Consider the following 18,169-nt stretch of genomic DNA (forward strand, 5'->3'; position numbering starts at 1 on the left):
CAAACTGGTACCGTAGTGGTATGACGAAGCAGATCGCCGTTCGTCTCCCCGACGACCTGGTGTCCTTCATCGACCACGTGGTGGAGGAGGGCGGCGCCGCGAGCCGTGCCGAGCTGGTGTTCCGCGCACTGGAGCGGGAGCGCCGGCGCCTGCTCGCGGAGCGCGACATCGCCCTGCTGACGGGCGGCGTGCCGGACGATCTCGCCGGGATCGAGGAGCACGCCGCCCCGCTGGACGACCTGGACTGATGCGCCCGATCCACCTCGCCAGGCTCGACAAGGTCCGGCCGGTGCTGGTGCTGACCCGCGAGCTGGTCCGCCCGCACCTGACCCGCGTCACGATCGCCCCCGTGACGAGCACGATCCGCGGCCTGTCCACCGAGGTGCGGGTCGGCAGCCGCAACGGCCTGGACCACGAAAGCGTCGTCAGCTGCGACAACATCCAGACGATCCGCAAGTCGGCGCTGGGCAAGCAGATCGGCCGTCTGATGCCCGACCAGGAGCGAGAGCTGACGGAAGCGATCCGCCTGGCCTTCGACCTCGACTGAGGACGCACGCGAACCCATGCCGCGTCAATCCACCAGATCCAGCACCACGTCCGCCATCCCGCGCTCCCCGACCGCGTTGGGATGCAGCTCCATCGCCGGCGAGGACGGCACCACGTCCTCGACCCACTTGACCCGCGCCTTGGCGCACATGTCCTTCCCCTTGGACGGCGTCGCCGTGTCCGCGTACCCGGCCTGGCCCGCCTTCGCCTCCGCGGCCAGCATCGAGTTCAGCCGGGCGAGCGAGGTCCGCAGGTAGGCCACGTCCTCGGGCCCGATGGGCAGGAACGGCCAGCACCCGTTGCCGTCCGGCAGCGCCGTCGGGTAGCCCACCACGATCACCTGCGCCCGCGGCGCCCGCTCGTGGATCGCGGCCAGCGCGGCCCGCACCTTCGGCGCCGTCGCCTCGATCCGCTCCGCCAGCTGGTCCCGCCCGCCCGCGGTCAGCCGCGGCTTGCACAGCGACACCGTGCGGTTCGTCGTGAGGCAGTCGCGGGCGAGGCTCACCAACCCGATGTCGTTGCCGCCGATCCCGAGCGTCACCAGCGTCGTGTCCGGGGTGACCGCGTCCAGCTGCGGCGGGTTCACCCCGTCCGGCGTGGTCTGCGGCTCCGACAGGTGCTGAGTCGTCGCCCCGCCGCAGCTCACGTCGGCGAACGACACCGGCCGCAGCTCGGCGGCGACGAGGTGCGGGTAGTTGTTGTCCGACCGCCCGCAGCCCGGCGGCGTGCCGGCCGGCGCTCCCGTCCGCGGCGCCGACGTGTAGGAGTCGCCCAGCGCGACGTACCGGCCGGTGCCGGGGCCGATCACCGAACCAGGGGGCTTCGGCGGCGCGGTGGACTCGCCGCGGTCGCTGCGCCAGTACACGACACCGGCGATCGCCGCCCCGACGAGCGCGGCCACCACCACCCCGATCAGCACCTTCTTCCCCACGCGCTACGGCTACCCCGAAAACGCCGAAGCGCCACTTCCGGCATGCGGAAGTGGCGCTTCGGTTGACTCGATCGGATTACTTCGCCTCGGACAGCAGGGCGGCGATCCGCTCCACGCCCTCCACCAGGTCCGACTCGGCCAGCGCGTAGGAGAACCGGAAGTAGCCCGGCGTGCCGAACGCCTCGCCCGGCACCGCGGCCACGTCGGCCTCGCGCAGCATCAGGTCGGCCAGCTCCAGCGTGTCGGCCGGCTTCTCGCCGCGGATCTCCTTGCCGAGGAGCTCCTTGAACGACGGGTACGCGTAGAACGCGCCCTCCGGGGTCGGGCAGGTGACGCCCGGGATGTCCGACAGCAGCGAGACGATCTTCTTGCGGCGGGCGTCGAACGCGGCGCGCATCTCGGCGACCACGTCCAGCGGCCCGGCGACGGCGGCCAGCGCGGCCCGCTGTGCGACGTTCGACACGTTGCCGCACAGGTGCGACTGGTAGCTCGTCGCGGCCTTGATCACGTCCTTGGGGCCGGCGATCCAGCCGACCCGCCAGCCGGTCATCGAGTAGGTCTTGGCGACGCCGTTGAGCACCAGGGTCCGGTCGGCCAGCTCGGGCACCACGACCGGCATCGAGTGGTTCTGCACGCCGTCGTAGGTCAGGTGCTCGTAGATCTCGTCGGTGATCACCCAGATGCCGTGCTCGAGGGCCCACTTGCCGATGGCCTCGATCTGCTCGCGGCTGTAGACCGCGCCGGTCGGGTTGGACGGCGAGTTGAACAGCAGCACCTTGGTGCGGTCGGTGCGCGCCGCCTCCAGCTGCTCGACGGTGACCCGGTATCCGGTCGACTCGTCGGCCGTGACCTGCACCGGCACACCGCCGGCGAGCTTGATCGACTCGGGGTAGGTGGTCCAGTACGGCGCGAGCAGCAGGACCTCGTCGCCCGGGTCGCACAGCGTGGCGAAGGCGGAGTAGACGGCCTGCTTGCCACCGTTGGTGACCAGGACCTGGCTGGGCTCGATGGCGAAGCCGGTGTCGCGCAGGGTCTTCGCCGCGATGGCCTCCTTCAGCTCGGGCAGGCCGCCGGCCGCGGTGTAACCGTGGTTGGCCCGGTCGTGGACGGCCTTCGCGGCCGCCTCCACGACGTAGTCGGGGGTGGGGAAGTCCGGCTGCCCCGCACCGAAGCCGATCACCGGGCGGCCCTGCGCCTTCAGCTCCTTCGCCTTCGCGTCCACGGCGAGGGTGGCCGACGGCGTGATGCCGGCGATCCGGGCCGAAATGCGGGAGCTGGCGGTGACGGTTGCGGGTGCGCTCATGGCCTTCATGTTCGCACGTCGCGTGTGTCGAGGAGCACGCGGGAGCCGTTCTGCGCCCCTCGGTTGCGGGCCCCTTCCGGGCTTGCCGTAGACTTCCGAACTTGGAACGTCCGGCGCCTGACCCCGCAGGGCATGCGGGGAGGGTCAAGGGCGTCCAGCGAGCGGCTGGATTGCTCGAAGGGGTGTAGCTCAATTGGCAGAGCAGCGGTCTCCAAAACCGCAGGTTGCAGGTTCAAGTCCTGTCACCCCTGCGTCGATGTAGGTGCCTTAGCGGAGGAGTGGTCGTGAGCGACAACGACGCCGGCGGCAAGGGCCAGGAGCAGGAGCCCAAGCGGGCTGCGCGTCCGGTCACGGCTGCGGCGCGGCGCGAACGTCGCGCCTCCGCGCGCCCTGCCGGCAAGGCGGCCAAGGACGGCGACAAGGCGCGTCCGTCGGGCAAGGCTTCGGCCGCTAGCCCGGTCACCGACGGCAAGGCCAAGGCGGGCGAGGTCAAGAAGGGTCGCGCGACCCCGAAGCGGACTCGCAAGGACAAGAAGCCGTCGCTGTTCGCGAGGCTGGTGCGGTTCATCCGCGAGGTGTGGGCCGAGCTGCGCAAGGTCATCTGGCCGACGCGCAAGCAGATGGTCACCTACACCACGGTCGTGCTGGTCTTCGTGGCCTTCATGGTTGCGCTGGTCTCGTTGCTGGACTTCGCGTTCCGCAAGGGCGTGTTCTGGCTGTTCGGCTGAGCGCGTCCCGCGGGCCGGCACGGACACGACAAGCGATCAAGTGAGAGGACGGAACGTGACCTCCGAGAACGGCGTCGCAGCCGGCGACGAGTACGACGAGCCGGTCGAGGCGGTGGCTGAGGACGAGGCCGTCGAGTCCGACCAGGACGCCGACGGCGCGGTCGCCGAACTCGACGCCGAGCCGGAAGAGGCCGCGGCCGACGACGAGCAGGCGGGCGACGAGGTGGCCGAGCCGGCCGCCGAGGCCGCGCCCGCCGAGGACGACGACGAGGACCCGGTCGAGAAGCTGCGCAAGGAGCTGCGCTCGCTCCCGGGCGACTGGTACGTCGTGCACTCCTACGCCGGGTACGAGAACAAGGTCAAGAACAACCTCGAGACCCGTACCCAGACGCTGGACGTCGAGGACTACATCTTCCAGATCGAGGTCCCGACCGAAGAGGTCACGCAGATCAAGAACGGCCAGCGCAAGGTGGTGCAGCAGAAGGTGCTGCCCGGCTACATCCTGGTCCGGATGGAGCTGAACGACGCCTCGTGGAGCGCGGTGCGCAACACGCCGGGTGTCACCGGGTTCGTCGGCGCGACCTCGAAGCCGTCGCCGCTGAGCATCGACGACGTGCTGAAGTTCCTGGCCCCGAAGGTCGAAAAGCCCGCCCCGGCGAAGGCCAAGGGCGAGGCCGCCTCGGCGGAGGCCGCGCTGGGCGCGCCCGCGGTCGAGGTCGACTTCGAGGTGGGCGAGTCGGTCACCGTCATGGACGGCCCGTTCGCGACGCTGCCCGCGACGATCAGCGAGGTCAACGCGGACGCGCAGAAGTTGAAGGTCCTGGTTTCGATCTTCGGCCGCGAGACGCCGGTCGAGCTGTCGTTCAACCAGGTCTCCAAGATCTGACGACCCAGTACACTGGATCGTTGGCCCTCGCGCGCAGGCAGGCGCGCGGGGTACTCGGTACTGAATAGGAACTAGGAATGCCACCCAAGAAGAAGAAGCTTGCAGCGATCATCAAGCTGCAGATTCAGGCGGGTGCCGCGAACCCGGCTCCGCCGGTCGGCCCCGCGCTGGGTCAGCACGGCGTCAACATCATGGAGTTCTGCAAGGCCTACAACGCCGCGACCGAGTCGCAGCGCGGCAACGTGGTGCCGGTCGAGATCTCCGTGTACGAAGACCGGTCGTTCGACTTCAAGCTGAAGACGCCGCCGGCCGCTCGGCTGCTGCTGAAGGCCGCTGGCATCGACAAGGGTTCGGCCGAGCCGCACAAGACCAAGGTCGCCAAGGTGACCTGGGACCAGGTGCGCGAGATCGCCGAGTCCAAGAAGTCGGACCTGAACGCCAACGACATCGAGCAGGCGGCGAAGATCATCGCCGGCACCGCCCGGTCGATGGGCATCACGGTCGAATAGGTTCCGCACCGCGACTGCCAACGACATCGAGCAGGCGGCACAGTGCTGGTCAAAAGCAGCATCGCCGGCACCGCCCGGTCGATGGGCATCACGGTCGAATAGGTTCCGCACCGCGACTGCCAACGACATCGAGCAGGCGGCACAGTGCTGGTCAAAAGCAGCATCGCCGGCACCGCCCGGTCGATGGGCATCACGGTCGAGTAAATCCGGTTTTCCCGGATGTGGGAGAGCCAGGCGCTGGCTCGTACCACAACTGATCCACTTTCTAGCTAAGGACAGACATGGCAAAGCGCAGCAAGGCTTACCGCCAGACGGCTGAGCAGATCGACCGCGAGCGGCTCTACGCCCCGCTCGAGGCCGTCAAGCTGGCGAAGGAGCTCTCCAAGTCCAAGATGGACGAGACGGTCGAGGTCGCGATGCGCCTCGGCGTCGACCCCCGCAAGGCCGACCAGATGGTCCGCGGCACCGTGAACCTGCCGCACGGTACCGGTAAGACCGTCCGCGTCATCGCGTTCGCCGTCGGCGACAAGGCCGCGCAGGCCGAGGCCGCCGGTGCGGACGCCGTCGGCAGCGACGACCTGATCGAGCGAATCCAGGGTGGCTGGCTCGACTTCGACGCCGCTGTCGCGACGCCGGACCAGATGGCGAAGGTCGGGCGCATCGCCCGCATCCTGGGCCCGCGTGGCCTGATGCCGAACCCGAAGAGCGGCACCGTGACGCCCGACGTGGCGAAGGCGGTCACCGAGATCAAGGGCGGCAAGATCGACTTCCGCGTCGACAAGCAGGCCAACCTGCACCTGGTGATCGGCAAGTCGTCGTTCGACGTCGAGAAGCTGGTGGAGAACTACGCGGCCGCGCTGGACGAGATCCTGCGGGCGAAGCCGTCCGCCGCGAAGGGCCGCTACATCAAGAAGGTGGTCGTCTCGACCACCATGGGGCGCGGCATCCCGGTCGACCCCGCCCGGACGCGCAACCTCCTCGCCGAGGACGCGACCGTCTGACGGTAGTTTCGAGAGAAGGGCCCCGGCGCTGCTGCGCCGGGGCCCTTCTTCTATCGGCTGGTGGGAGTGACCGCCGTGCTCGGCGCGGGGCACACCGTGGGGCCCGGCTCGTGGCCCACGACGAGCCACTGGTTGGTGTTGACCTCCCTGACGACGAAGACACCGAGCGCCGGGCCGCCGGTGATCTCGTATTCGCAGGAGTCGATGCGCACCTCGGTGGCTCCCTGGGGAGGGGCGCCACCGAACGGCAGTGAACTGGCCCAGCTGATCCGGTTCGTCACCTGCTTGTAGATCTCGGCCGACGCCTGCTCACAGGTCGCGTACCCGAGGTCGTTCGCGAACTTCTGACGCACCTCCGGTGCGATCAGGCCGCAGGCGCGGTCCGGCAGGTTCTGACCGATCTGCTGGTAGATCTGGCGAGCCGCTTCGTACGGGTTGGCCGAGTAGAGCACGTTGGTGTGGTACGTGCCACCGCCGGTCTGGGCGGCGGGTAGATCCGGATCGTCCTCGGGGAAGAAGTGGTTGTACGCCAGCTTGCCGGCCACGATCAGGACGATCAGGAACAGCAGTGCGGACAGCAGCTTCCCCGCCAGCCGTTTCGCCCACTTCGGTGCCCTGATCTTCGGGCCGGGCTGGGGGAGAGGCTGGAGCTGGCCGTACGGCGGTGGCGGAACGGGCGGTCCACCGTGCCCAGGCTGTGTGGGCGGGCCGTACCCGGGCGCACTCTGCACCGGCGCGTGCGGGGCCGGGACGTTCTGCACCGGCGCGTTCTGCGTCGGCACCAGGTCTCCGTTGCTCTGCCGCTGCGCCTCGGTGTAGCGGAGGAAGTCCTGGAACTGCTGGAACTGCTGGAACTGCCGCAGCTGCTCCGGATCGAGCTGCGGCTGGGCCGGTTCCACGGCCGAGCCACCCGCCGGCGGCTCGCCGCTGGGGTCCCGGGAAGGCTCGTCGGGCTGTTGGCCTGGTCGCTGCTCCACCACGCGCCCATGATGCCTGCCACCGGGTGGCCGAGTCATCACGGACCGCGTAACCAGGGGGCCGGCAAGCCGCCCGCGCCGGCCAGGTACTATGGACGACGGTTCTACCGAAGACCGCTGGTTCTTCACGCCGTCAGGCGCGAAGCGAAGTGCCCCGGAACAAGGAGGGGCGGCCCGCGCAGGAAGAACGAGGCCGCACACCCCTGGTGTGCCACACGCCCCGTGCTTGCTGCGCGTGGGCGTTTTCTTCTTCCCGGGACTCCTCGCACAAGGCGGTCAAACCAGCCAAGAGAGGAGGCGACCCATGGCGAAGCCGGACAAGGTGGCGGCCGTCGCCGAGATCGCGGACCACTTCCGCAGCAGCTCGGCCACCGTCATCACCCAGTACAACGGCCTCTCCGTGTCCCAGCTCAGCGAGCTGCGCCGCGCTCTCGGCACCAGTGCCAAGTACCGGGTTGCGAAGAACACCCTCGTGCAGCGGGCCGCGGAAGAGGCCGGCATCGAGGGTCTCCAGGATCTCTTCGTCGGCCCGACCGCGATCGCCTTCGTGCAGGGTGAGCCGGTCGACGCCGCGAAGGCCCTGAAGAACTTCGCCAAGGACAACGCCGCCCTGGTCATCAAGGGCGGCTACATGGACGGCCGCCCGCTGTCCGTCGACGAGGTCAACCAGATCGCCGACCTCGACAGCCGCGAGGTTCTCCTCGCCAAGGCGGCAGGCGCGTTCAAGGCCAAGCTGTCCCAGGCCGCGGCTCTGTTCCAGGCCCCGGCGTCCCAGGTCGCCCGCCTCGCGCAGGCCCTCGCGGACAAGCAGCAGGGCGACGAGGCACCCGCCGAGAGCTGAAGTAACCACCCACCCCGTACCACCCGTTAGGAAAGGAACGCCATCATGGCGAAGCTGAGCACCGACGAACTGCTCGACGCGTTCAAGGAGCTGACCCTGCTGGAGCTCTCGGACTTCGTGAAGAAGTTCGAGGAGACCTTCGACGTCACCGCCGCCGCGCCGGTCGCCGTCGCGGCCGCCGCCCCGGGTGCCGCCGCTGCCGGTGCCCCGGCCGAGGAGGAGAAGGACGAGTTCGACGTCATCCTCGAGGGTGCCGGCGACAAGAAGATCCAGGTCATCAAGGTCGTCCGCGAGGTCGTCTCCGGCCTGGGCCTGAAGGAGGCCAAGGAGCTCGTCGAGGGCGCCCCGAAGCCGCTCCTGGAGAAGGTCGACAAGGACGCCGCCAACGCGGCCAAGGAGAAGCTCGAGGCTGCCGGCGCCAAGGTCAGCGTCAAGTAGTCGCGAATTCCGCATCTCGAAAAAGGCGGGCCACCCGGTGGGTGGCCCGCCTTTTTCTCTTCACCTGGATTGTGGCTTGAAAAACTCATGAGTAACCTGCTCGGGACTTGACTCGTTGCACCTTGTTGACGCCGGGCAGGCGTGTGCCAGGGTGTTGATCCACGGCGTCGGAGCTGCGGGAGGTTCGATGGGTGCCGAGGTGGTCATCGAGGGTCTGACCAAGTCCTTCGGGCGGCAGACCATTTGGCGGGACGTGACCTTGACACTGCCTCCGGGTGAGGTGTCGGTCATGCTGGGCCCGTCGGGCACCGGAAAGTCGGTGTTCCTGAAGTCCATGATCGGGCTGCTCAAGCCCGACCGGGGCAGCTGCATGATCAACGGTGTCGACATCGTGCGGTGCAGCGAGCACAAGCTGTACGAAACGCGAAAATTGTTCGGAGTGCTGTTCCAGGACGGCGCGCTGTTCGGTTCCATGAACCTCTACGACAACGTCGCGTTCCCGCTCCGCGAGCACACCAAGAAATCCGAGACCGAGATCCGCCGGATCGTCCTGGAAAAGCTCGAGATGACCGGTCTGGCCGGCGCCGAGAAGAAGCTGCCCGGCGAGATTTCCGGCGGTATGCGCAAGCGCGCCGGCCTGGCCCGCGCCCTGGTGCTGGACCCGGAGATCATCCTGGTCGACGAGCCGGACTCCGGTCTGGACCCGGTCCGCACCACCTACATCTCGCAGCTGTTCATCGACGTGAACGCGCAGATCGACGCGACGTTCCTGATCGTCACGCACAACATCAACCTGGCCCGCACGGTGCCGGACAACCTGGGCATGCTGTTCCGCAAGGAGCTGGTCATGTTCGGGCCCCGCGAGGTGCTGCTGACCAGCGAGGAGCCGGTCGTCAAGCAGTTCCTCAACGGCCGCATGGACGGCCCGATCGGCATGTCCGAGGAGAAGGACACCGCCCAGATGGCCGCCGAGCGCGCCATGTTCGAGGCCGGTCACCACGCGGGCGGTGTCGAGGACGTCACCGGCATCCCGGCGCAGATGCAGCCGACCCCGGGCGTGCCGACCCGGCAGGGCGCGATCCGCCGCAAGGACCGGGTCATGAAGATCCTGCACACGCTGCCGCCCGCCGCGCAGGAGGGGATCATCGAGTCCCTGTCCCCGGAGGAGCAGCGCCACTACGGCGTCACGCCGCGCCGCGCGGTGCACACCGGCAGCCGCCACGCCGCCCCCACCATGCCGCTGCCGACGCACCACCAGGGGCAGCTCTCCGACGAGGAAATCGCGCGCATGCCGCAGTCCGGGTGGCCCAGCAGAACCGAGACCACCGAGCGGTTGCGTGGCCCGGGGGCCGGTGAGGCATGAGCTCGACGGCCTCCTCGGCCAAGGTTCCCGGGATCGGAATGCTGCGTGAGACCGGGAAGCTGTTCGCCCTCGGGCTGGACATCATCCGCGGGTTCTTCCAGCGGCCGTTCCAGTTGCGGGAGTTCATCCAGCAGTCGTGGTTCATCGCGAGCGTCACGATCCTGCCTACGGCCCTCGTCGCGATCCCGTTCGGCGCGGTCATCTCGCTGCAGTTCGGGTCCCTCGCGCGCCAGCTCGGCGCGCAGTCCTACACCGGCGCCGGCAGCGTGCTCGCCACCGTGCAGCAGGCCGCCCCGCTGGTGACCGCGCTGCTCGTCGCGGGCGCGGGCGGCAGCGCGATCTGCGCGGACATCGGCGCGCGCACCATCCGCGAGGAGATCGACGCGATGGAGGTGCTCGGCGTCTCCGCGGTGCAGCGGCTGATCGTGCCGCGCGTGCTCGCGTCGATGCTCGTCGCGCTGCTGCTCAACGGCATGGTCAGCGTCATCGGCGTGCTCGGCGGCTACTTCTTCAACGTGGTGCTGCAGGGCGGCACGCCGGGCGCGTACCTGGCGAGCTTCTCGGCGCTTGCCCAGCTGCCCGACCTGTGGGTCGGCGAGATCAAGGCGCTCATCTTCGGCTTCATCGCGGCCGTGGTCGCCGCCTACCGCGGGCTGAACCCCGCGGGCGGCCCGAAGGGCGTGGGTGACGCGGTGAACCAGTCCGTCGTCATCACGTTCCTGCTGCTCTTCGTCGTGAACTTCGTGATCACGCTCATCTACCTGCAGATCGTCCCCGGAAAGCTGAGCTGATCATGGCGAACATCGGTCAGACGGCGAAGCGGATCGCCCACCGTCCACTGGAGATCCTGGACAACTTCGGCGACCAGATGTCGTTCTACATCCGGGCGCTGGCGTGGACGCCACGTACGATCCGCCGCTACACCAAGGAAGTGCTGCGGCTGCTGGCCGAGGTCAGCTTCGGCTCGGGCTCGCTGGCGGTCATCGGCGGCACGGTCGGCGTGATGATCGGCCTCACCCTGTTCACCGGTGTCCTGGTCGGCCTCCAGGGCTACTCGGCCCTGAACTCGATCGGCACGTCGGCGTTCACCGGCTTCCTGACGGCGTTCTTCAACACCCGCGAGATCGCCCCGCTGGTCGCGGGCCTCGCGTTGTCGGCGACCGTCGGCGCCGGGTTCACCGCGCAGCTGGGCGCGATGCGGATCTCGGAGGAGATCGACGCGCTCGAGGTGATGGGCGTGCCGAGCCTGCCGTACCTGGTGACCACCCGGATCATCGCCGGGTTCGTCGCGGTCATCCCGCTGTACGTGATCGGCCTGCTGTCGTCGTACCTGGCGTCCCGGCTGGTGGTCATCTACATCTACGGGCAGTCCGAAGGCACGTACGACCACTACTTCAACCTGTTCTTACCTCCCGAGGACGTCTTCTACTCGTTCATCAAGGTGCTGATATTCAGCGTCGTGATCATCCTGACCCACTGCTACTTCGGGTACCGCGCCTCCGGCGGCCCGGCGGGCGTGGGTGTGGCGGTGGGCCGCGCGGTGCGGCTGAGCATCGTCACGGTCGCCATCATCAACTTCTTCATCGGGTTCGCCATCTGGGGGACCTCGGTGACGGTCCGGATCGCGGGGTGACATTACTGTGGTGACCTTGCGCCGCAGGCTGCTCGGCCTGCTCCTGATCGTGGTGCTCGCGGCGGGCGTCACGCTGTCGATCGCCATGTACAACAAGGCGTTCACGCCCACCGTCGAGGTGAAGCTGCAGGCAGGCGAGGTCGGCAACCAGCTGCTGCCGCAGTCCGACGTGAAGGTGCGCGGGCTGATCGTCGGGTCGGTGAAGTCGATCGACGCGAGCGCCGAGGGCGCCACGCTGACGCTCGCGCTGGATCCGGAGTCGGCGAAGCTGATCCCGGAGAACGTGAGCGCCCGGTTCCTGCCGAAGACGTTGTTCGGCGAGCGGTACGTGTCGCTGGAGATCCCGGAGCAGCCGTCGGCACGCACGATCGCCGCGGGTGACGTGATCCCGGAGGACCGCACGCAGAACGCGGTCCAGCTGTCGCAGGCGCTGGACAACCTGCTGCCGGTGCTGCAGGCCGTGCAGCCGGAGAAGCTGTCCACCACGCTGACCGCGATCTCGACCGCCCTGCAGGGCCGCGGCGAGACGCTCGGGCAGACCCTGTCGGAGCTGGGCACCTACTTCGGCGACCTGAACCCGCACCTGCCGCAGCTGCAGGAGAACCTGCGCGAGCTGGCGAAGTTCTCCGACAACCTCAACGAGGCCGCGCCGGATCTCGTGCAGACGCTGGACAACCTGTCGACCACGACGAAGACGGTGTTCGACGAGCAGCAGAACCTGCAGGCCCTCTACGCCAACGTGACGGCCGCGTCGCAGACCTTGGAATCGTTCGTGAGCGCGAACGCGAGCAACCTGATCAGCCTCGCCGAGAACTCCCGGCCGACGGCCGAGCTGCTGGCGAAGTACGCGCCGGAGTACCCGTGCCTGTTCGGCTCGATGGCCGAGCTGGTGCCGTACGTGGACGAGGCGCTGGGCAAGGGCACGAACCAGCCCGGTCTGCACGCGACGATCGAGATCGTCACCACCCGCGGGCCGTACGTGGCAGGCCGCGACGAGCCGCGCTTCGAGGACAAGCGGGGCCCGCGCTGCTACAACGTCAAGGACTTCCCGCAGCCGTTCCCGCAGTACCCGCCGGAGGGGCCGATCAAGGACGGCGCACAGCCGACGCCGGGCTCGCGTCCGGCCAGTGACGGGCTCCAGCCCGCCAACACCATCGCCGACGCCGGCGGCTACAACGGCGGCGGCGCGGCGGGCGGCAACCCGGCCAACAGCCGGGCCGAGCTCGACTTCCTGTCCCAGCTCGTCGGCCCGCAGGTCGGCCTCGACCCGGCGGCCATGCCGGGCTGGTCCGGCCTGCTCGTGGGCCCGCTCTACCGGGGTGCGGAGGTGACGGTCAAGTGAGGGGACTGGTCGCGCCGCTGGTCAAGCTGACCATCTTCATCGTGATCACCGTGTTGTTCACGGCGATCCTCGGCATCAGCATCGCCAACATCAACACCCAGGACACCACCGGCTACAGCGCCCGCTTCACCGACGCGACGCTGGTGCTGCCCGGCGACGACGTCCGCATCGCGGGCGTGAAGGTCGGACAGGTCACCGACGTCAAGATCGTCGACCGGCGCCAGGCCCAGATCGACTTCGAGGTCGACCAGGGCCGCACCCTGCCCGCCGGGGTCACGGTGCAGATCAAGTACCGCAACCTGGTCGGCCAGCGGTACCTCTCGCTCGGCCAGGGCACCGGGGACGACAAGGAGACGCTCAAGCCGGGCAGCACGATCCCGCTGGAGCGCACCACGCCGGCGCTCGACCTGGACGAGCTGTTCAACGGGTTCAAGCCGCTGTTCCGCGCGCTCAACCCGGAGGACGTCAACAAGCTGTCCTACGAGCTGATCCAGGTCCTGCAGGGCGAGGGCGGCACGATCGACAGCCTGCTCGCCCACACCGCGTCGCTGACCACCACGATCGCGCAGAAGGACCAGGTGATCGGCCAGGTGGTGACCAACCTGAACACGGTGCTGGACGCGGTCAACGCGCACACCCCGCAGCTGACCGACCTGATCGACAAGCTGCAGCAGCTCACCACCGGCCTGGCCCAGGACCGCGACTCGATCGGTGACGCGATCGACGCGCTCGGCGGGCTGGCCAACACGACCGCGGGCTTCCTCGACGAGGCACGCGAACCGCTCAAGAACGACATCTCGGCGCTGGGCGGGCTCGCCCAGAACCTCAACGACAGCGAGCCACTGGTGGAGCACTTCATCCAGTTCCTGCCGGAGAAGGTCACGACGCTGGCGCGCACGGCCGACTACGGTTCCTGGTTCAACTTCTACCTCTGCTCGGCGAGCGGGAGCGTGTCGCTGCCGCCGCTGATCAACCAGGAGATCAACCTCCCGATCATGCCGGCGACCCAGGCGCGGTGCGGATCATGAGGAGCTTCCAGTCGCGCAACCCCGTGCCCATCGCGGCCGTCGGCCTCGTGCTGATGCTGCTGGGCTTCATCGCCGCGCTCAACGCCGACGACCTGCCGATCATCGGCGCCGGGACCAGCTACGAGGCGGAGTTCACCGAGGCGGCCGGCCTGAAGGCCGACGACGAGGTGCGCGTGGCAGGCGTGAAGGTCGGCAAGGTCACCGACGTGACGCTGGACGGCGCGTCGGTGAAGGTCACGTTCAAGGTCAAGGACACTTGGCTCGGCGACAAGACCGCGGCGGCGATCAAGATCAAGACGCTGCTCGGCCAGAAGTACCTCGCGCTCGACCCGGTCGGCGAGAAGGCGCTCGACCCGGGCACGCCGATCCCGAAGGAACGGACGCTGGCGCCCTACGACGTGCTGGACGCGTTCCGGGACCTGTCGTCGACGGTGAACGACATCGACACGGACCAGCTGGCCCAATCCTTCGACGTGCTGTCCCAGACGCTGTCCGGCACCTCCGACAACGTGCGCGGCGCGCTCAACGGCCTGTCGCAGCTGTCCGACACGATCGCCAAGCGGGACACCGAGCTGGCGCAGCTGCTGCAGAACACCAACCAGATCTCGCAGACGCTGGCCGACCGCGACCAGCAGCTGACCCGGCTGCTGCAGGACGGCAACCTCGTCCTGCAGGAGGTCGCGGCGCGTGAGCAGGCGATCTCCACGCTGCTGGCCGGCTCGCAGGAGCTGTCCCGGCAGCTGCAGGGGCTGGTGAGCGACAACGACGCCCAGCTGACGCCGGTGCTGACCTCGCTGGACCAGCTCACCGCGATGCTGCAGCGCAACCAGGACAACCTGGCGCAGGGCATCGCCCGGTTCGCTCCCTACATCCGCGTGTTCACCAACACCGTCGGCAACGGGCACTGGTTCGACAACTACATCTGCGGTCTGATCCTGCCTTCGATCGGCCCCCTGAACGAAGAGGGGTGCAACCAGAAATGACGGAGACCCGCTTCGGCCGATCCCTCGCGCGCGGCGTCGCCGCGGCCTGCGTGCTCGGCCTCGTCGTGGCCGGCGTGCTCTGGTGGACCCTCAAGGACGCCGACAAGAAACACCTCACCGCCTACTTCACCAGCGCGACCGGTCTCTACGTCGGCAACAGCGTGCGGGTGCTCGGCGTGGACATGGGCAAGGTGACCTCGGTCGAGCCGATGGGCGACCGGGTCAAGGTCGTGATGGAGTACGACCGCACGGTGCGGGTGCCCGCCGACGCGCAGGCCGCGATCGTCGCGCCGTCGCTGGTCAGCGACCGGTACGTGCAGCTCGCCCCGGCCTACACCGGCGGCGACGTGATCAGCGAGGGCGCCACCATCCCACTGGAGAAGACCGCGGTGCCGATCGAGGTCGACCAGCTCTACGAGAGCCTGGACAAGATCAGCCGCTCGCTCGGCCCGAACGGGGTCAACCAGAACGGCTCGCTGTCGGACCTGCTGACCACGCTGGCGCAGAACCTGGACGGCAACGGCCAGGCCCTGCACGACACGATCACCAAGCTGAGCCAGGCGTCGAAGACGTTGTCCGGCAACGAGGACGACCTGTTCGGCACGATCTCCAACCTGGCCGACTTCACCACCACCCTGGCCAACAGCGACAACCAGGTGCGCCAGTTCGAGCAGCGGCTGGCCGACGTCTCCGGCTACCTGGCGGGGGAGAAGGACAACCTGGCCGCCACTGTGCAGCAGCTCGGCACCACGCTCGCCACCGTGCAGCAGTTCATCAACAACCACTCCGACCGGCTGAAGTCCAACGTGGACAAGCTGGCCAGCGTGACCCAGGTGCTGGTGGACCAGCGCAGTGCGCTCGCCGAGATCCTCGACGTCGCGCCGGTCGGCCTGAACAACGTGATCAACGCCTACAACGGCTCGTCGGGCACGCTCGACGCGCGGGCCAACCTCAACGAGCTGACCCAGCCGCCGATCGTGATGATCTGCAACCTGCTCAAGCAGACCCCGTCCGCGCTGGACGCGATCGGCGACCTGTGCAGCTCGGTCGCGCCGCTGCTGGACGGCGCGGTGCCGCTGCCGTCGGTCGCGCAGACGGTGCACGCGCTGCAGAACGGCGAGCTGCCGCCGCTGCCGCTCCCGCTGGCGCAGACGGTCTACGGAACGGGGGCGTCGCGATGAGGAAGACGATCGCGCTCGTCGCCGCCGGCGTGGCCGGCGCGCTGACCCTGTCCAGTTGCTCGTTCGGCGGCATCTACGACGTGCCGCTGCCCGGCGGCGCCGATCTCGGCGACCACCCGTACACGGTCAAGGTCCAGTTCAACGACGTGCTCGACCTCGTGCCGCAGGCCGGGGTCAAGGTCAACGAGGTCCCGGTCGGCCGGGTCGAGGCGATCGGCCTGACGCCGGACGGCTGGCACGCCGAGGTCACCGTGAAGCTCAACGGCGACGTCAAGCTGCCCGCCAACTCGCTCGCCAACATCCGGCAGTCCAGCCTCCTCGGCGAGAAGTACGTCGAGCTGGCCTCGCCCGGCGACGACCTGGCGCAGGGCACGCTCACCGACGGCGCGGAGATCCCGCTGGCGCGCACCAACCGCAGCGTCGAGGTGGAGGAGGTGCTCGGCGCGCTGTCCATGCTGCTCAACGGCGGCGGGGTCGAGCAGCTCAACACCATCACCAAGGAGCTCAACGCCGCCACCGAGGGCCGCGAGCCGGACATCCGGCGCCTGCTGGACAACGCCAACCAGCTGGTGTCCACACTGGACGCCCAGTCCGGCGACATCACCCGCGCGCTGGACGGCCTCAACCGGCTCGCCAGCACGCTGGCCGGGCAGAAGGACCAGATCGTCAACGCCATCGACGACCTCGGCCCCGGCATCGGCGTCCTGGAGCAGCAGCGCACCCAGCTGGTCACCATGCTGCAGGCACTGCAGAACCTCTCCGGCGTCACCGTCGACACGCTGAACAAGAGCCAGGAGAACCTGGTCGCCGACCTGCGGGCGCTGCTGCCGACGCTGCAGAAGCTCGGCGAGGCCGGCGCCGACCTGCCCAAGTCGCTGGAGATCCTGCTGACCTACCCGTTCACCGACGCGGCAGTCGACGGCGTGAAGGGCGACTACTTCAACCTCTACGCCAAGATCGACCTCAACCTGCAGAACGTGCTGCAGAACCTGAGCCGCAGCAGGCAGAACCCGCTCGGCGGCGTGCTGCCGGACAGCCTGGCCGGGCTCACCGGCGGCGTCGAGGGCGAACAGGCCAACCAGCCGCCGCCGCTGCCGTTGCCGCAGGATCTGGCGCCGCAGAGCACGGCTGCGACCGGCGCGACCGGGGCGCAGCCGCAACAGACCGGGGTCGCGGGCATCTTCGGCCTGCTGGCGGGGGGTGTGTGATGCTGGTCCGCAAGACCAAGATCCAACTGATCGCGTTCCTGGTCATCTCCGTGGTGGCCGTGGTGTACGCGCTGATCCGGTTCGCCGGGCTCGGGCAGGTGTTCGGCCAGACCGGCTACACGGTCAAGCTGGAGCTGACCCAGTCCGGCGGCATCTTCACCGGGGCCGAGGTCACCTACCGCGGCTACAACATCGGCAAGGTCGGCCAGCTGCGGCTCACCGCCGAGGGGCTGGAAGCGGACCTGGAGATCGCGCCGGACACCCCGCAGGTGCCGGCGAACCTGCAGGCCGTCATCGCCAACCGGTCGGCCGTCGGCGAGCAGTTCGTCGACCTGCGGCCGGTCGCCGACGGCGGTCCTTACCTCGCGGGCGGCTCGGTCATCCCGGCCGCGAAGACCCAGGTGCCGATCGGCACCGACCAGATCATCACCGACCTGGACAGCCTGGCGTCCTCGGTGCCGAAGGACGCGCTGCGGACCGTCGTCGACGAGTCCTACGACGCGTTCAACGGCACCGGCCCGGGCCTGCAGCAGCTGCTGGACACCGCGCGCGACTTCACCGCCACCGCGCAGCAGTACCTGCCGCAGACCGTGCAGCTGCTCGACTCCGGCGAGCGGGTGCTGCAGACGCAGAACCAGCAGGCGGGCAACCTGAAGGAGTTCAGCGCCAACCTCAACGAGCTGTCGGCGACGCTGAAGGGCTCCGACGCCGACATCCGCCGGCTGATCGAGGTCGCTCCCGGCGCGGCGCAGACGCTCAACCAGTTCGTCACCGACCTCGGGCCAGGGCTCGGTGAGCTGACCGCGAACCTGCTGACCACGTCGAACCTGCTGCTGACCCGGCAGGACGGCATCCAGCAGGTGCTCGTCAGCTACCCGGTGCTGGCGGTGGGCGCCCGCAGCGTGGCGCCCGGCGACGGCACCGCGCACCTCGGGCTCGCGCTCAACCTGTTCGACCCGCCGGTGTGCACCAAGGGCTACATGAGCCCGGAGGAGTACCGCACCGGCGCGGAGACGACCCCGCGCGACCCGAACCTGAACTCATACTGCGCGGAGCCCGCGGGCAGCCCGATCGGCGTGCGCGGCGCTCAGAACGCGCCGTACAACGGCGTGCCGGTCGCGCCGACGCCGCAGGACGTGCAGCAGAACTCGACCCGCGACGAGGAGCAGCTGGCGTACATGCGGGGCACCCCCGGCGTCGTCGGCTCGCCGGGCGTCTCGATCACCAGCCTGTCCGCCCTGCTGGGGCTGCCCGGCTGACGCCGCCCACAC

Annotated in this window: 20 protein-coding genes and 1 tRNA gene; 18 read left to right on the top strand and 3 right to left on the bottom strand. The window is 69.0% G+C overall.

What is annotated here, in order from left to right:
• Positions 1 to 20 precede the first annotated feature (20 nt).
• Both AMY39116_RS0309935 and AMY39116_RS0309940 read left to right on the top strand, forming a co-directional pair.
• Complete coding sequence (locus AMY39116_RS0309935) at positions 21 to 248, top strand: ribbon-helix-helix domain-containing protein (RefSeq protein WP_020417536.1); 228 nt, start codon at positions 21 to 23, stop codon at positions 246 to 248.
• Positions 248 to 547 carry a type II toxin-antitoxin system PemK/MazF family toxin gene (locus AMY39116_RS0309940; RefSeq protein WP_020417537.1) on the top strand — a complete coding sequence of 100 codons (300 nt, stop codon included), beginning with the start codon at positions 248 to 250 and terminating at the stop codon, positions 545 to 547. The genes AMY39116_RS0309935 and AMY39116_RS0309940 overlap by 1 nt, the downstream gene beginning before the upstream one ends.
• Positions 548 to 571: 24 nt before the next feature.
• On the opposite strand, the gene AMY39116_RS0309945 is transcribed toward AMY39116_RS0309940, so the two are convergent.
• Entirely contained in the window at positions 572 to 1,477 is a 906-nt protein-coding gene (locus AMY39116_RS0309945) for an SGNH/GDSL hydrolase family protein (protein WP_020417538.1), read from the bottom strand.
• Positions 1,478 to 1,553: 76 nt separating this feature from the next.
• Positions 1,554 to 2,780, bottom strand: a complete 1,227-nt coding sequence (locus AMY39116_RS0309950) for a pyridoxal phosphate-dependent aminotransferase (protein ID WP_020417539.1) — start codon at positions 2,778 to 2,780, stop codon at positions 1,554 to 1,556.
• Positions 2,781 to 2,958: 178 nt separating this feature from the next.
• Between AMY39116_RS0309950 and AMY39116_RS0309955 the strand changes: the two genes are divergently transcribed.
• The 5 genes from AMY39116_RS0309955 to rplA all read left to right on the top strand — a co-directional run bounded on the left by AMY39116_RS0309955 (position 2,959) and on the right by rplA (position 5,904).
• Positions 2,959 to 3,031, top strand: a tRNA-Trp gene (locus AMY39116_RS0309955).
• A gap of 27 nt (positions 3,032 to 3,058) precedes the next feature.
• Positions 3,059 to 3,508: a preprotein translocase subunit SecE gene (gene secE, locus AMY39116_RS0309960; RefSeq protein ID WP_020417540.1), complete on the top strand. Its 450-nt coding sequence runs from the start codon at positions 3,059 to 3,061 to the stop codon at positions 3,506 to 3,508.
• Between the two features lie 55 nt (positions 3,509 to 3,563).
• On the top strand, positions 3,564 to 4,394 hold the full coding sequence (gene nusG / locus AMY39116_RS0309965) for a transcription termination/antitermination protein NusG (protein ID WP_020417541.1): 831 nt from the start codon (positions 3,564 to 3,566) through the stop codon (positions 4,392 to 4,394).
• Between the two features lie 77 nt (positions 4,395 to 4,471).
• Positions 4,472 to 4,903, top strand: a complete 432-nt coding sequence (gene rplK / locus AMY39116_RS0309970; protein ID WP_020417542.1) for a 50S ribosomal protein L11 — start codon at positions 4,472 to 4,474, stop codon at positions 4,901 to 4,903.
• Between the two features lie 281 nt (positions 4,904 to 5,184).
• Entirely contained in the window at positions 5,185 to 5,904 is a 720-nt protein-coding gene (gene rplA / locus AMY39116_RS0309975; protein WP_020417543.1) for a 50S ribosomal protein L1, read from the top strand.
• A gap of 50 nt (positions 5,905 to 5,954) precedes the next feature.
• Here rplA and AMY39116_RS0309980 read toward each other — a convergent pair whose 3' ends face one another.
• On the bottom strand, positions 5,955 to 6,803 hold the full coding sequence (locus AMY39116_RS0309980; protein ID WP_020417544.1) for a hypothetical protein: 849 nt from the start codon (positions 6,801 to 6,803) through the stop codon (positions 5,955 to 5,957).
• A 382-nt stretch (positions 6,804 to 7,185) separates the two neighbouring features.
• Between AMY39116_RS0309980 and rplJ the strand changes: the two genes are divergently transcribed.
• From rplJ to AMY39116_RS0310035, 11 genes are all read left to right on the top strand, one after another.
• A complete protein-coding gene (gene rplJ, locus AMY39116_RS0309985) occupies positions 7,186 to 7,722 on the top strand; it encodes a 50S ribosomal protein L10 (protein WP_017986583.1) in 537 nt (178 codons plus the stop codon).
• Between the two features lie 45 nt (positions 7,723 to 7,767).
• Positions 7,768 to 8,160 carry a 50S ribosomal protein L7/L12 gene (rplL, locus tag AMY39116_RS0309990; protein ID WP_017986584.1) on the top strand — a complete coding sequence of 131 codons (393 nt, stop codon included), beginning with the start codon at positions 7,768 to 7,770 and terminating at the stop codon, positions 8,158 to 8,160.
• A gap of 187 nt (positions 8,161 to 8,347) precedes the next feature.
• Positions 8,348 to 9,523: an ABC transporter ATP-binding protein gene (locus tag AMY39116_RS0309995; protein ID WP_020417545.1), complete on the top strand. Its 1,176-nt coding sequence runs from the start codon at positions 8,348 to 8,350 to the stop codon at positions 9,521 to 9,523.
• Complete coding sequence (locus tag AMY39116_RS0310000) at positions 9,520 to 10,314, top strand: ABC transporter permease (RefSeq protein ID WP_017986586.1); 795 nt, start codon at positions 9,520 to 9,522, stop codon at positions 10,312 to 10,314. Before AMY39116_RS0309995 ends, AMY39116_RS0310000 begins: the two co-directional genes overlap by 4 nt.
• Before the next feature lie 2 nt (positions 10,315 to 10,316).
• Positions 10,317 to 11,156 carry an ABC transporter permease gene (locus AMY39116_RS0310005; RefSeq protein ID WP_020417547.1) on the top strand — a complete coding sequence of 280 codons (840 nt, stop codon included), beginning with the start codon at positions 10,317 to 10,319 and terminating at the stop codon, positions 11,154 to 11,156.
• 7 nt (positions 11,157 to 11,163) lie between these two features.
• Positions 11,164 to 12,498 (top strand): MCE family protein, encoded by a 1,335-nt coding sequence (locus tag AMY39116_RS0310010; protein ID WP_027935787.1) that lies wholly within the window; start codon positions 11,164 to 11,166, stop codon positions 12,496 to 12,498.
• Positions 12,495 to 13,526 carry an MCE family protein gene (locus AMY39116_RS0310015; RefSeq protein ID WP_020417549.1) on the top strand — a complete coding sequence of 344 codons (1,032 nt, stop codon included), beginning with the start codon at positions 12,495 to 12,497 and terminating at the stop codon, positions 13,524 to 13,526. Before AMY39116_RS0310010 ends, AMY39116_RS0310015 begins: the two co-directional genes overlap by 4 nt.
• A complete protein-coding gene (locus AMY39116_RS0310020) occupies positions 13,523 to 14,509 on the top strand; it encodes an MCE family protein (RefSeq protein ID WP_027935788.1) in 987 nt (328 codons plus the stop codon). Before AMY39116_RS0310015 ends, AMY39116_RS0310020 begins: the two co-directional genes overlap by 4 nt.
• The gene (locus AMY39116_RS0310025) at positions 14,506 to 15,690 is read left to right on the top strand and encodes an MCE family protein (protein ID WP_020417551.1); all 1,185 of its coding nucleotides are present in this window, start codon (positions 14,506 to 14,508) and stop codon (positions 15,688 to 15,690) included. The genes AMY39116_RS0310020 and AMY39116_RS0310025 overlap by 4 nt, the downstream gene beginning before the upstream one ends.
• On the top strand, positions 15,687 to 16,898 hold the full coding sequence (locus tag AMY39116_RS0310030) for an MCE family protein (RefSeq protein WP_020417552.1): 1,212 nt from the start codon (positions 15,687 to 15,689) through the stop codon (positions 16,896 to 16,898). The genes AMY39116_RS0310025 and AMY39116_RS0310030 overlap by 4 nt, the downstream gene beginning before the upstream one ends.
• Positions 16,898 to 18,157, top strand: a complete 1,260-nt coding sequence (locus tag AMY39116_RS0310035) for an MCE family protein (RefSeq protein WP_020417553.1) — start codon at positions 16,898 to 16,900, stop codon at positions 18,155 to 18,157. The genes AMY39116_RS0310030 and AMY39116_RS0310035 overlap by 1 nt, the downstream gene beginning before the upstream one ends.
• Positions 18,158 to 18,169 lie beyond the last annotated feature (12 nt).

It is taken from the genome of Amycolatopsis sp. ATCC 39116 (assembly GCF_000231075.2).
In the GTDB taxonomy this organism is placed as follows: domain Bacteria; phylum Actinomycetota; class Actinomycetes; order Mycobacteriales; family Pseudonocardiaceae; genus Amycolatopsis_E; species Amycolatopsis_E tucumanensis.